This window comes from Streptomyces sp. Q2, assembly GCF_056820935.1.
On record NZ_JBXEJE010000007.1, the window covers coordinates 162,339 to 176,733 of the forward strand.

At 69.8% G+C, this 14,395-nt stretch carries 8 protein-coding genes and 1 pseudogene; 5 read left to right on the forward strand and 4 right to left on the reverse strand.

Annotation, left to right across the window (positions count from 1 at the left end):
* Positions 1-40 precede the first annotated feature (40 nt).
* The 3 genes and pseudogenes from ACWBNA_RS10065 to ACWBNA_RS10075 form a co-directional block, all read right to left on the reverse strand.
* Positions 41-703, reverse strand: coding sequence for an SPDY domain-containing protein (locus ACWBNA_RS10065; protein ID WP_482703906.1), 663 nt, complete (start codon positions 701-703; stop codon positions 41-43).
* A gap of 279 nt (positions 704-982) precedes the next feature.
* Entirely contained in the window at positions 983-2,575 is a 1,593-nt protein-coding gene (locus tag ACWBNA_RS10070; RefSeq protein ID WP_482703907.1) for an MFS transporter, read from the reverse strand.
* A gap of 126 nt (positions 2,576-2,701) precedes the next feature.
* Positions 2,702-3,715 (reverse strand): annotated as a pseudogene (locus tag ACWBNA_RS10075) (NAD(P)/FAD-dependent oxidoreductase).
* A gap of 97 nt (positions 3,716-3,812) precedes the next feature.
* On the opposite strand from ACWBNA_RS10075, the gene ACWBNA_RS10080 reads away from it, so the two are divergent.
* Positions 3,813-4,403, forward strand: coding sequence for a helix-turn-helix domain-containing protein (locus tag ACWBNA_RS10080; RefSeq protein WP_482703908.1), 591 nt, complete (start codon positions 3,813-3,815; stop codon positions 4,401-4,403).
* A gap of 126 nt (positions 4,404-4,529) precedes the next feature.
* Entirely contained in the window at positions 4,530-5,402 is an 873-nt protein-coding gene (locus ACWBNA_RS10085) for a class I SAM-dependent methyltransferase (protein ID WP_482703909.1), read from the forward strand.
* A 134-nt stretch (positions 5,403-5,536) separates the two neighbouring features.
* Here the strand turns inward: ACWBNA_RS10085 and ACWBNA_RS10090 are convergent, their stop codons facing one another.
* On the reverse strand, positions 5,537-6,460 hold the full coding sequence (locus ACWBNA_RS10090; protein WP_482703910.1) for a hypothetical protein: 924 nt from the start codon (positions 6,458-6,460) through the stop codon (positions 5,537-5,539).
* 402 nt (positions 6,461-6,862) lie between these two features.
* Here ACWBNA_RS10090 and ACWBNA_RS10095 point away from each other — a divergent pair, with 402 nt between their 5' ends.
* From ACWBNA_RS10095 to ACWBNA_RS10105, 3 genes are all read left to right on the forward strand, one after another.
* Positions 6,863-10,135 (forward strand): EAL domain-containing protein, encoded by a 3,273-nt coding sequence (locus ACWBNA_RS10095; RefSeq protein ID WP_482703911.1) that lies wholly within the window; start codon positions 6,863-6,865, stop codon positions 10,133-10,135.
* Between the two features lie 72 nt (positions 10,136-10,207).
* The gene (locus ACWBNA_RS10100; protein WP_482703912.1) at positions 10,208-13,495 is read left to right on the forward strand and encodes an amino acid adenylation domain-containing protein; all 3,288 of its coding nucleotides are present in this window, start codon (positions 10,208-10,210) and stop codon (positions 13,493-13,495) included.
* Positions 13,492-14,280, forward strand: a complete 789-nt coding sequence (locus tag ACWBNA_RS10105; RefSeq protein WP_482703913.1) for a leucyl/phenylalanyl-tRNA--protein transferase — start codon at positions 13,492-13,494, stop codon at positions 14,278-14,280. The genes ACWBNA_RS10100 and ACWBNA_RS10105 overlap by 4 nt, the downstream gene beginning before the upstream one ends.
* Positions 14,281-14,395 lie beyond the last annotated feature (115 nt).

A 14,395-nucleotide genomic window follows, 5' to 3' on the forward strand; every position in this document is an offset into this window, starting at 1 on the left:
TGGGGTTGCCAGGCCCAGCGCGCACACGCGAGTGTGTTGGTCATCGACTTCGGCGCTCTAGCGGTCTGGCGACGGTCGACGCGATGGCCGGTGCAGTAGCGGTGAGACGCGGAGGTTGCCGCTGGACGTTGAGGCTGAGCCGTCGGGTGCCGGTGCCGTGCGCGAGTTCCTCGGCTAGGTCGGCGATCACCGGGGCGGGTGTGTAGAGGGAGGCGTGGATCGTCCAGGTGTGCTGGTCGATGGTGGGGCCGGCCCAGATGGTCCAGGTGGCAAGGCTGCTGTTCGGTTGCTGGGCGGCGAAGGCGTCGAACTGGACACCGGCATCCTGGGAGGCGTTCGTCCAGCGGAGCCAGCGTCCGTCCACGGTGTGCTTCCATCCGGCGTCCGTGAGGGGTTTCGTGGCGGCGGTGACGATCTTCCTGTCCACGGGGCTCCCCAGGGCGGTGTCCCACCCGTCACCGTCGGCGAGATGGTTCAGCAGGGTCTGGAGGATGGGGGCCGGGGCGGCGCCCGTTGCGGTCAGGTGCCACATGCGCTCGGACATCGGCGTCGCGTACGCGGCAACGGTCCAGGCGCCTTCGCTGGGGTGGGTTTCGTGGACGCGCTCGATGCGCAGGGTCTGCGATTCGTGGATCGCGTGAGTGGTCTCGTCGGACCAGGTCCGTTCCCTGTCAAGTACAGCGTGTTGAACCCAAACGCACATGGATGCTCTGGCCAGGGGCGGGTCAGATGGTGCACGCAGCACGAGCGAGGCTTCGACCGGCCTCTGGTCCGGTCGCAGCCTCGCTCGTGCCGGAGGTCGCTATTGCAGTCAGCAACCGCCGGAGGACGCGCGTATCTGGAGCGCCACCGGGGAGTCGCAGCAACCGCCTTCTGACGCTTCCGGCCCCGGACAGGCAGCTCGACTTCAGCGGCTTCCTGGTCGGGGGTGAACGCGGTGTTCGCGGGGCGGTCTGCTTGCTGTGGCCCGGCTCTTGTGCGGTCAGCCGGCGGAGACAGCCTCAGCGGGGTCTGTCTCATCCGCGACCGCGGAGGATGTGTTCTTGGGGCCGCGGAGGGCGATGTAGATGAACAGGGCGCCCATGATGATGGAGCCTGCCCACATGGCCTGCTGCCAGCCGTCGACGAATGACTGCTGCGCCGCGTGGAGCACGTCTGGTGCGTGTGGTCCGGTGCTGCCCGCCACCTCAACGGCGTTGGCGACGCCTTCCCGGGCGGTGTCCGCGGCCCCCTGGGGGATGCCGTGCAGCCTGTCGTCGATGGCGCTGCGGTAGCCGGCGGACACGAGCGCGCCGAGCAGGGCGACGCCGAGTGCGGTGCCGAATTCGCGGGTGACGTCGTTGAGGGCGGAGGCGACGCCCTGCTTCTCGCGCGGCAGGGAGGCGGTGATGGCCTCCGTGGACGGGGTCATCGACAGGCCCATGCCGACGCCCATGGCGAGCAGGCCGGGCAGGACGGACAGGTAGCCGCCGCTGACGGAGACGAACAGCGCCATGAGCGCCATGCCGACGCTTGCCAGTGCGATGCCCACGACCATGGTCGAGCGTGCGCCGATCCCTGCGGCCAGCTTGGGGGCCAGGCCGGAGGCCATCATCATCGCGAGGGCCATGGGCATCATCGCGACCGTGGACAGTAGGCCCGACCAGCCGAGTACGGCCTGGAAGAATGGGAAGAGGACCACGCCGATGCCCGCCTGGACACCGAAGACCACCAGCAGCGTGACCGAGCCGCCCGACAGTCCGCGCTCCCGGAACAGGCGCACGTCCAGCAGGGAGGCGTCGCGGCGGTGCAGCTCCCAGGCGACGAAACCGATGGTGGCGATGAGGCCGACGGTCAGGCTGATCAGCGTCTCGGGCGCGGTCCAGCCGCGTTCGGGGCCTTCCTGCAGGACGAAGATGAGGCCGACCACAGCGAAGCTGGAGACCAGCGCGCCGACGGTGTCGAATCGATGGGCCGAGGTCTCGCGGGAGTTGGGAACCGACTTCAGCATCATGGCCAGCGCCACGAGGACCAGGACCGCGGGCAGGACGAACAGCCAGCGCCAGTCGGCGACGTCGACGAGGAGCGCGGAGAGGAACATGCCCAGGATGCCGCCGCCTCCGGCGATACCGGTCCATACGCCGATCGCCTTGCCGCGCTGCTCTTCGGGGAAGGTGGAGGTGATGACGGCGAGCGTGATCGGCATGATCATGGCGGCGCCGATGCCGCTGGCCACGCGGGCGGCGAGCATCACTTCCGCCGTCGGGGCCAGGCCCGCGACCATGGTAGCGATGCCGAACACGCTCAGTCCGGCGACAAGCACGGGCTTGCGGCCCAGGCGGTCGCCCAGGGCGCCGAGCGGCAGCAGCAGCGCGGCCAGGGCGAGGGTGTAGACGTTGATGATCCACAGGACCGTGCTCTGGGAGGCGGCGAATTCCACGGCCATGTGGGTCTGCGCAACGTTCAGCCCGGTCACCGAGGCGATGACCGCCATCAGGGCGATGGAGACGGTGGTCAGGATCGTGCGCAGCTGACGCGCGTCGGGGGCGCCCCGGCCGCCGGCCTGCGTGGCCGGTACGGGCTGGTTCGTACTCATGGATTCCTCTCAAAAGGGCATGCTGAGTCAGCGCCGGAGCAGGGCCGGTCGCCGGGTGATGGGGGTGGGCGGGGCCCGGGCCTCGCACGCATCGGGGGCGTGCGGCGGCCGGTGCCGCGCCGGATGTCAGAGGGCGGGAGTTTCGCCCTGGGCTGCGGCGAGGGCCGCGTCGGTGTCTGCGGTGGCCAGCACGCTGTTGATGTGGGCGCCGGCCAGGGCGCCGGCCGCTGCGGAGGCGCCGACCTGGGCGGCAAGGTCGGTGGCGTTGCCTGCCGCCCACACGCCCGGCACCTCGGTGGTGCCCGCCATGCCGGAGGTGAAGCCGCGGCCCATGTTGTCGGGCAGGTCCTGCATCGGCAGCTTCAGACCGTCCAGGCCCTCGGCGCGGGCTTCCATCCGGGTGGCGACCGCGAGGACGCGGCGGGCCACGACCTAGCCGTGGGTCAGGCGTACCCCGGCGAGGGTGCCGTCCTCGTTGTTGACGATCTCCTGCACCGGGGTGTCGACGATGCGGATGTTGCGGGCGGCGAAGCGGGCACGGGTGGCCTCATCCAGGTGAGTGCCGTGGCTGAAGTAGGTCAGGTCCTCGGTCAGCTGCCGGAACAGGAATGCGTGGCCGATGGAGGCCGGGACGGTGGCGAGGATGCCGATGGGCTGATCGCGCACCTCCCAGCCGTGGCAGTACGGGCAGTGCACCACACCGTGGCCCCAGTGCTCGGCGAGGCCGGGGACCTCGGGCAGCACGTCCTTCAGGCCGGTGGCCACCAGGACCCGGCGCGCACTCACGCTCAGTCCGTCGGCCAGGGTGATGGTGAACCGCAGATCCCCGTCCGTCGACGGGGCGGCGGGCTCGGCCGAGGCCACCTCACCGAAGACGACGCGCCCTCCGTACTGGCGCACCTGCTCCCGGCCTCGCTGAAGGATCTCAAGGGGCGGGGTGCCGTCCAGGACGATGAAGCCGTGCATGGCCTCGGCCGGCGCGTTGCGTGGGGAGCCGCTGTCGATCACGACGACCGAGCGGCGGGAGCGGGCGAGCATCAGCGCACCATTCAGCCCCGCGACGCCCCCGCCGATCACCACCGCATCGACGGTCCCACCGGGCAGTGCGTCACTCGCGTATGGAGAAGTTGTCACAGCCATGGCCTCCTGCCTCTCCTCGTCCACTGGTCCCAGACGTTGCGGACCATCTGCACACGACGTTAAGCCGGAGTTGCGTCAAAGGCATACACTGTTGCTCATGACGCAAGAAGATGGAGATCTGGACAGCCTCGTACGCAAACGCATCCGTGCCTTGCGGGTGGCGCAGGGCTGGTCCCTAGAGGAATTGGCCTCCCGTGCCCACCTCAGCCAGTCCTCACTGAGCCGCATCGAGAACGGCCAGCGCCGTCTCGCACTGGATCAGCTGGTCACCCTCGCCCGCGCCCTGGACACCACGCTGGATCAGCTCGTGGAGACCGCCACCGACGACGTAGTCACCAGCCCAACGATCGACAGCACCCACGGCCGGATGCGCTGGACCATCAAGGCCGACCCAGGGATGAGCGTGGTGCGCCACCGCATGACCGAACCGCCCCCCGAGAACCCGGCGCGCATGCGCGCCCACCCGGGGCGCGAATGGCTCGTCGTCCTGTCCGGCACGGCGATCCTCATGCTCGGCCACCGCCGCTTCCGGCTCGAGACCAATCAGGCCGCCGAGTTCCCCACGATGATGCCGCACGCGATCGGCGCCGACGGCGGGCCCTGCGAGATCCTGGGCATCTTCGACCGCGACGCCCGCCGCGGCCACCAGAGCGACAGCGGCGACGACACCCAGGGCGCTCCCGAGTGACCGTGAGGCCGCGCGACGGCCTTCCCTGGCGGTGACATCTTGCGCGTCGGGCAGCGCCCTCGACCATCACCTTGCGTAAACGGGGACACTTCGTGCCGCAGGCGCATATCCGTCTGTGTGAAGAGCATGAACCACGCACACACCGACACCCCCCACCACGGTGCTTCGCACGGTCACCACCACGAGCACGCAATGGACGGCCAGGCGGAGATCCTCGACCTGGACGCCGAGGTCCTCGCCGAGCACACAGCCTCCATCACCGCATGGCTGCCGCTGCAGCCCGTCCCGCACCACATCGCGGATCTGGGCTGTGGCACGGGCGCGGGCACCTTCGCCCTCCTCGACCGCTTCCCCGACGCGCACGTCACCGCCGTCGACGCGTCCGCCGAACACCTGCAGCGCCTGCGCACAAAGGCGTGCGACCGCGGCGTCCAGGAGCGCGTGCGCACGGTGCAGGCCGACCTCGACGACGACGCCTGGCCCGACCTCGGCTCACCAGACCTGGTCTGGGCATCGGCCTCGATGCACCACATGGCCCACCCCGACCGCGCACTGCGCACCGTCCACGACACGCTCGCGCCCGGCGGCCTGTTCGCCGTCGTCGAACTGGCCGGCCACCCCCGCTTCCTGCCCGAAAGCGCCCCCGAGGACCGGCCCGGCCTGGAAGAGCGCGTCCGCGCCGCGGCCGACCGCCTCCAAGTCGAACACATGCCCCACCGCGGCGCCGACTGGGGCCCGATGCTGACCGCCGCCGGCTTCACCGTCGAGGGCGAACGCACCATCGCCGTGAACCTCGAAGGCTCGCGCAGCGAAGCGATCGGCCGCTACGCCACCGGCGTCCTGCAGCGCATCCGCAGCGTCATCGCAGCCAGACTCTCCTCGGAGGACCTCACCGCGCTGGACCGGCTCCTCGACACCAGCAGCCCGCGCAGCATCCTGCGCCGCGACGACCTGACGGTACGCACCGAGCGCACCGTCTGGGCAGCCCGCCGCATCTGACCACGGATGGCTCCTCCCGCCAGGGCGGGCCCGCCTCCGAGCCCGCGGGCGGTGAATGGCCGGGTACGCCTTTCGTCCCGCTGGTCAGCTGCACTTTGCGGCGAAGCCACCTGCACCGGACATCGGGCAGCGACTCAGTGGCTTCGGCCTGGGGTGCGGTGGGTCGGCAGCGCCCGGACCGGGGAGTCGGGCTGCGACAGGGCGTGGAGCAGCTGTCGGTTGTGCGCGGTCAGTTGGTTCACAGCGCGGACGAGGTGCTCGACGTCGGTCCGCAGCTGGGCCAGCTCGGTGGCGTCCTTGGCGCGGAGCTCCTTTAGTTTGACGATCTGCTGGCGCAGACGGATCTCGGAGTGCGGCGTCTGTCCGCGCGCTCTGACCTGCGCGTAGAAGTCGTTCTTGAGGTCGAGGTGGCGCTGGGTGAGCGCGTTGCGCGGGACGCCGGCTTCCTGGGCCAGGGCGACGATCGTCAGCGCGCCGTTGGAGTGCTGAGCGGTCCCCTGCAGGATGCGGTCCATGGCCGCGCGGATACGGTCGCGTTCCTCGAGTGCGGGGCTCATGCGGTGCCGTCCTGGAGTGTGGCGCGGGTGCGGTGGTGGGCGTCGGCGAGGTCGCGCAGCCGGGTGGCGTTGTCGCGCAGTCGCGCGCCCCAGCGGGCCGGGGACGTGGCCTGCCTGCTGGTCAAGCGCGGTGGCGCGGAGCCGGAGGCCGGCGGCGTGCTGATCGGTGCGGGCGATGTTCGCGCAGGCGGGGACGCACTGGTCGAGGCTGGGGGTGTCCTTGAGGCCGCGGTGGCACAGGGGCTTGTCGCGCTTGTAGACGCACATCAGCAGCGTGTGGGGATTGTCGTAGACGGCCAGGTGGGGGTTGGCGAGGATCTGGCGGGCCTGCCGGGCGGTGATGACGGTGCCGGTGTACTGGGGTGCGGTGCCGGCGGCTGTGATGGCCCGGCGGGCGGCGGGCCCGGAGATGCCGACGCCGTCCTCGAGAGCGGCATTCAGGTCGGCGACGGTGTCGATGGTGGCGCGGGCTGGATGGTCCGGGTCATGCTCCTTACCCATGGACTACTGGCGGTCTGCCTGCGGGGCGAAGGTCCGGCGGTGAACGGAGAGCATGGCCTTGACGCTCCGTCAGTGGATCGACGCTGGGAGGACCCGGTCCGGTTTCCGCGTCCTCCATTTTCACGCATGTCGTGGTTTCTCGCGAGGTGACTCGGTATCTCTCCGTGGGTATCTCTCCGTGGGCGTGCGGGAAATGGCAATCTCGGTACGCTGGATGAAGGACACGTCGATGTCTCGGTGTAGAAGGAGTCCGCATAACGGCGAACCGTGTATACCGCAGACCGTGTATACCGGCGACCGTGTATACCGCAGACCGCGTATACCGGCGACCGTGTATACCGGAAATCGTGTTCACAGGCGATCAGGGCCGAGTCCCGGCCTGGCGCACGGAGAGTTCCCCATATGTCAGCCCGGCTCCCACGGGCTTCTCCGCCGCCCGGTGCCGTTCGCCCAGCTCAGCCGGTCGAAAAGTGGCCCATCAGGAGGTTAGTTGGGATGAACGCGCGACTGCGAAGCCAGGCTGCGATGGCCGCCGTCAGTTCATGCATCGTCGTGCTGACCGCGTTCTACTACGTATTTCCGGAAAAACGGCTGCTCTTCGTCGCCATTGGAGCGACCGGCGTCATCGGTATCGTCCTTGGTGTCTTTCTCAACCACCCGGCGCATCGACTCCCCTGGCTGTTGCTCGCCGCGGGGAACTTCGCCTTCGCCGCAGGCCAAGCCACCCAGATCATCCTCATCCAGTTGCTCGACGAGGAGATCCCGTTCCCGTCGATCGCCGACGGCTTCTATCTCGCCGCATATCCGCTCTATGCGGCCGGGCTGTTGGGCTTCGTGCACTGGCGCACAGGTTGGCGCGACCGGGCGAGCCTCGTCGACGCGCTGACGCTGACGGTCGGCCTGGCTCTGCTGTCGTGGCTCTTCCTCATCGATCCGTACGCCCGCGCCGCGGGTCTGACCTGGTGGCAGAAGGCGTTCGCCATCGCCTATCCGCTCGGCGACATCCTCGTCCTGGCGATGCTGCTGCGGCTGCTCGTCGGACGTGGCGGCAAGAGCCGCTCGCTCATGCTGCTCACCGCGGGCACCCTCGGTCTGCTCACCGCCGACGTGCTTTACGGCCTGATCCAGCTGAACGGAACGTGGCGCACGGGTAGCGCGGTCGAACTCGGCTGGGCCGTCCTGTACGGCGCCTGGGCGGCCGCCGCGCTCCATCCGTCCATGCGTCGGCTGACGCAGCCGGTGCAATGGCGAGCCGAGACCGGCACGGGCCGGCTGAGCCTGCTCACCCTGGCGTCGCTGATCGCCCCGGCCATCCTCCTGACGGAGGCGGTGCGCGGCGTCAGGTCCAACGTCGGCGTCATCGGGGTCTTCTCCGCAGTGCTCTTCCTCCTCGTGCTCTACCGCCTGTCGGGGGTGGTGGCCACCCACCGGCGTGCGGTCGGCCGGGAGAAGGTGCTGCGCAACGCGGTGTCGTCGCTGGGCGGAGCGGGCGAGCTGCGGGATGTGGCCGCCGCCGTCCACTCCGCGGTGACGGAGCTGATGTCGCAGGGGCCGCCGCGTTCCGCGCTGCTCACCCTGCCGGACAACACGTTCTGGGTGAACGGGGCGCACGACGCCCTGCGCGGGCCCCTGACCGAGCGGGCGACCGCGGCCGTACGGGAACTGATCGCGTCCGGCGAGAACCGCCTGGTGAGCCTCGACGGTGTGGGGCCCGATCTTGCCGCCCGCCTCATGGGCTCGGACGAGGAGCCGACCAGCACCCGCCACGCGCTGGTCTGCCCGCTCGCCGCGCAGGATCACCCCTCGGGCGATCCATTGATGGGGGTGCTGATCGTGGCCGGGAACGAGCAGGACCTGCTCGTGCTCCGCGACACGCTGGCGACTCTCGCCGCGCAGGCAGCACTTGCCGCCGCGCGGGTCACCCTCGCCCAGGAGGTCAACCGGCGCAACAGCGAGATGTACTTCCGCACGCTGGTGCAGAACGCCTCCGAGGTCATCCTGATCCTCGACGACGACGACCGGGTCCGTTACGCCAGCCCCTCAGCCGGCCAGGTGCTCGGCGGTCCGGACCTGGAGGGCACCCTCCTCGTCGATCTGGTGCCACCGCAGGACAGCCGCGCGGTGGTCGAGACACTCGGCCGGATACGGAAAGGCGAGTACCAGAGCAAGCGCGAGCACTGGCGCATGCTCCGCGCCGACCGGTCGTCCATCGAGGTCGAGGTGAGGTGGAGCGACCTGCGGTCGGAGGCGACCGTCGGTGGAGTGGTGCTCACCTTGCGGGACGTGACCGAACAGCGCAAACTCGAACGCGAACTCACCCACCAGGCGTTCCACGACTCGCTCACCAACCTGGCCAACCGCGTGCTCTTCCAGGACCGGGTCAACCACGCTCTGGCGCAGGCTCAGCGCGACGGCACGGTGGTCGGTGTGCTCTTCATCGACGTGGACGACTTCAAGGTAATCAACGACATACACGGCCACGGTGTGGGCGACGAACTCCTGGTCGCGCTGTCACTCCGGCTGCAGACCGCCGTGCGTGCCTCCGACACCGCCGCGCGCATCGGCGGCGACGAGTTCGCACTGCTGGTGGAGGGCTCCGTCACGACGGAGGGCGTGGAGCGGTTCACCGAACACCTGATGAGCGTGTTCGCCGAGCCGTTCCGGCTCAGTGTGGGGCCGATGAGCACGTACGCCAGCATCGGCGTCGCGACGACGGAAGACAGCATCGACTCGGTCGAACTGCTGACACACGCTGATCTCGCGCTGTACTCGGCGAAGATGGCGGGCAAGCGTCAGTGGCGCCACTACCACCCGGAACTGCAGAGCGGCATGGCTGAGCGTGCCAATCTGCAGGAGGCCCTGGACAGTTCGACGATCGAGACTTCCTTCCTGGTGCTTTACCAGCCCATCGTGGAGCTGGCCAGCGGTCGGATCGCCGGCTTCGAGGCGCTCGTTCGCTGGCCGCACTCCACGCGCGGCATGGTGTTGCCTGAGCAGTTCATCACGCTGGCCGAGGAGAGCGGGCAGATCGTCCCGCTCGGCGCGTGGGTGCTCGACCAGGCCGCGGCCGAGGCGGTCCGGTGGAAGGACTCCGTGCTGCGCGACGGGGCGGCCGACCGCAACGTGCCTTACATCAGCGTGAACGTGTCGCCACGTCAGTTCCGGGACGACGAGTTCTACAACGTGGTCCGGCGTGCCCTGGATTTCTCCGGCATCGAACCGTCGACTCTCGTACTGGAACTGACCGAGAGCGTGCTGATGTACAACGACGAACGTATCCTGGCCGAGATGAATTCGCTCACAGACCTCGGTATCCGTATCGCGATCGACGACTTCGGAACGGGCTACTCGTCGCTGAGCTATCTGCGTGAGTTCCCCATCTCGATCCTCAAGATAGACAAGTCGTTCGTCGACGAACTCGGGCGCTCGTCGGAACAGTACGCCCTTGTCGAGGGCATCACGCATCTCGCCGACACCCTCGGCCTCACGGTTATCGCCGAAGGGGTGGAGAACGTGAGGCAGCAGGAATTGCTGATCTCCATGGGCTGCCAGTTGGCTCAGGGGTATCTCTTCGCCGAACCGGTCAGCGCCGAGGAGGCGGAGCAACTCATCCTCGCGCCGCCGCTCGGCCGCCTGGCCGGATTGCCTGTGAGACCCGTGGAAGGGGAGCGGTGATGGCGGCGGCCCTTTCCCGCTAGGGGCGCAGATCGTGCTCCGCAGGGCGCCGCGCGAAGGCAGGAGGCCCGAGTGACGGAACGTGAACAGTTGCCGGCAGAGTCGGCTGCACCGTGCGTCGTGCTGCGCAACGACGAGGAGCAGTACGCGATTTGGCACGCCGACCGCCGAATTCCGGCCGGGTGGCGTCGGATCGACGGACCGGCGTCCGCCGCGTGGTGCGCGAGTCTGGTCGACCGCCTGTGGACCGACATGCGGCCCGCGAGCGCCCGCGCCGAGGGGCGGCCCCCGGAGTCCTGGCCGAGCACCGTGCCTGAGCTGGTCCGGGAGCGGGCGCGGCGTGAGCCGTCCGCTCTCGCGGTGCTCTCGGACGACAGTCGGCTCAGCTACGCCGAGCTGAGCGGCCGCGCCGACCGGCTTGCCGACCGGTTACGGGAGTCGGGCGTCGGCGCGGAGTCCGTCGTCACCGTGTGCCTCGACCGCGTGCCCGAGCTGATCGTCGCGCTGCTGGCGGTGCTGGGCTCCGGAGGCGCGTTCCTGCCCCTCGACCCGGCGACTCCCCGGCAACGGATGGTCGCACTGCTCGGGGAGACCGGTTCACGCCTCATCGTCTCGAGCCGCGAGCACGCCCCGATGTTCGCCGGGTGCGAGGCGCGGATCGTCTACGCCGAACCCCCCGGAGCACCGGCCACGCAGGCGCCGCCGGAGGCACCACGGCCGGCACAGGGCCCCCGGCCGGACGACCTCGCCTACGTGATCTACACCTCCGGATCCACCGGGCCCCCCAAGGGGGTGATGATCAGCCACCGGTCACTGGCCCACTCGCTCACCGCGGTGGCCCGGGCATACGAACTGACGCCCTGCGACCGGGTGCTGCACGCTGCGGCGCTCGGCTTCGACACCTCACTGGAGCAGATCTTCGCCACGCTGATCAGCGGCGCGACGCTCATCCTCGCGGGAACACCGACGTGGGCGCCCACCGACCTGCTGCGCCGCCTGCCCGAGCTCGGGATCACCGTCGCCGACCTGCCCCCCGCCTACTGGCACCGGATCGTCTCCGTGGCGGACCGCGGCGAGATCCTCGCGTCGCTGAGGCTCGTCATCGTCGGCGGCGAGATCGTCACCGCGAAGGACTGCCGCGCCGTTCTGCGCCGGATCCCCGGTGCACGGCTCGTCAACGCCTACGGGCTCACCGAGACCACCATCACCTCCACGCTCTGCGACCTGAACCAGGAAACGCTCGCCGCGCCGGACACCGCCATCGCCCCGGTCGGCAGGCCCCTCGAGGGCAACCGTGTCCACGTGCTCGACGCCGAACTACGCCCGGTGCCGCCGGGCGAGCGCGGCGAAATCTACGTCGGCGGTCAGGGGCTCGCGCGTGGTGTCTGGCGGCAACCCGCCCTGACCGCACGGCAGTTCCTGCCCGAACCGTACGGTTCCGCGCCGGGGGACCGGATGTATCGCACCGGGGATCTGGGCCGTTGGCGCTCGGACGGCAACCTGGAAGTCCTGGGCCGGATCGACGACCAGATGAAGATCCGCGGGTTCCGGGTCGACCCGGCCGAGATCGAGGCCGCGCTCGTCTCCCGCCCGGAGGTCGGCCAGGCGATGGTGGTGGCCAGGACACGCGAGAACGGCGACCGGGACCTGATCGCGTACTACACGCCGGCCTCGCCGCAGGCGGCCGGCGGCGAGGCGGCGCTGCGCGCACGGCTGCGGTCGGCACTCGCCGAGGTCCTGCCGGGCTACATGATCCCGGCAGCGTTTCACGAGGTGGAACGGCTGCCCGTCGCGCCCAGCGGAAAGCTCGACCGCAGGGCCGTGCCGCAATCCGGGACCGCGGCGACGACGGCCGGCGCTGACGACCGTCCCGTGCCGCAGGGGCTGGCCCAGCTGTGGTCTCAGATCCTGGGTGTCGACTACGTCCGTCCGCACGACGACTTCTTCGAGCTGGGCGGCAACTCGCTGCTGGCCATGGAGATGCTCGCCCGGACCCGTGTCATATTCGGCATCGGAGTCACACAGATCCGCGACCTGACCCGTTCGCTGCTGCGGCAGCCGATGCTCGCCGCGTTCGCCGAGTCCGTTCGCCAGGCACGTGCCGGCACACTGACCCACCCGGAGGGCGGAAGCGTCGACTTCACCTCGGAGACCGATCGGCGCGTTCCGGCGGTGGGCCGTGACGCGCCGGTTCCCGATCACCGGCACCCCGGCGACGTCCTTCTCACCGGGGCGACGGGATTCTGCGGCGCGCACATGATCGACGAGCTGCTGCGCAGCACGACGGGCCGGATCCTCTGCCTCGTCAGGGCCTCGGACGAGCAGCACGGCATGGAGATGATCCGCTCGAGCCACCAGCGGTACGTCCTCAGCGATCTGTCCAGCGCGCGCATCCAGCCGGTCGTCGGCGACCTGGGCAAGCCCGGACTGGGGCTGTCTCCCGGCCGGTTCGAGGAGCTGGGATCGACCGTCGACGCCGTCTACCACTTCGGCGCCCAGGTCAACTTCATCTACCCGTATCACGAGTTGCGCGCGGTCAACGTCGACGGAACATACGAGATCATCCGCCTCGCCGCCGGCAGGGCCGTCCCCGTCCACTTCGCCTCCAGCATGGCGGTGCTCGCCGGATTCGGGCCGGCCGGGGTGCGCGAGGTGACCGAGAGCACGCCCCTGGGCTTCCCGGAACATCTGTCGGTGGGATACGTGGAGACGAAATGGGTCGCCGAGGCGCTGCTGAAGAAGGCATCCGACGCGGGCTTGCCGGTCGCCGTCTACCGCCTGATGGACATCACGGGCAGCAGCGGTACCGGCGTGGTGAACACCAGCAGCGAAATGGCCGCCCTCATCAGCTTCATCGCGCGGACCGGTCTGTGCCCTGACGTCCGGCTGCCGCTGGACTTCCTGCCGGCCGACCGCCTCGTCCGCGCAATCGGACACATCTCCACCCGCCAACCCGCGCGCGGTGAGGTCTACCACCTCACCAACCCCCGTCCCACCCTGCTGGATTCGCTGGTCGAGCGCATGCGCCAGCGGGGATATCCGGTGCAGAAGATCCCCTACGCCGAGTGGATCGCCGCTCTGGTGAAGTACGCGGCCGGGCACCCCACCGACGCGATAACACCGTTCGTCCCGCTCTTCGTCGACCTGTGCCACCACGCCGACATCACCGTGAGCGAGATGTACTTCCAGGGAGTTTTCCCGGAGTTCACCCGCAACAACGCGGAACGGGCACTGGTGGACGCCGGGATCGACATCCCGCCCGTGGACGCGGAGATGATGGACCGCTACATCCACTACCTCGAACAGCCCGAGCCCGTCCGGCAGGTGAACAACCGAGGGCAGGGAGCGGCACGGTGGTGAGCCGATGCCCCGGCTGGGAGGCACTGGACGTGCAGGCAGCAGCGCCCGACGGTCCGGTGGCCTTCTGCGCCGACCTCAGTCCCGTCGGCCTCCTGGCGGCGTACCGCGCCGGGGTCTATCCGTTCCCGGCATCCGACGAGTACACCCGCGCCCTCAACGAAGTGGTCTTCGCCGATCAGGTCCAGGAGGGCGGCATCCGGCTCGTGGGGGAGGAATTGGCCGATCCCTTCGCCGTCTCCTGGTGGTCACCCGACCCCAGGCCGGTGCTGCCCGTCTCGGCTGCCCACCTGAGCCGGAGCCTCGCCCGGCGGCTGCGCAACCGGCTGCCGTGGTCGACCAGCCTGGACCGCGGGTTCGAGCGGGTCGTCCGCGAATGCCGCGGCGACCGTGTCCCGCTGTGGCTCACCGAGGAGCTGATCGCGAGCTTGATCCGCCTGCACGAACTGGGTCACGCTCACAGCGTCGAGGTGTGGGAGGACGGCAATCTGATCGGCGGCGTCTTCGGCCTCAGGGTCGGACCGGTCTTCAGCATGGACTCGATGTTCTTCCGGCGTCCCGGCGCCTCGAAGGTCGCGGTGAGCGACCTCGCCGCGCGTTTCGCACAGGCCGGCGGCGAGCTGCTCGACGCGCAGCGGGACAGCCCGCACGTCCGCGACCTCGGCTGCGTTCTCCTCCCGCGAGAGCAGTACGTGCGACACCTCCGCCGCACCGCGCGTGACAGCCTCCCGATACCCACCGCCACCTTGCCCGCCCGCCGCCTCGCCCAGCCGGTGGGCTCGCGCTGACCGTGTTCGTCGCGCTGCCCGGGCGGCCGGGCCTGCTCATCCGCCGTCCTCCCCCGGAGCCTGTCCGTCACAGTCGGTGAGGGGTGGGGCGGTGTCCAGCGGGATCGTTGGGTCA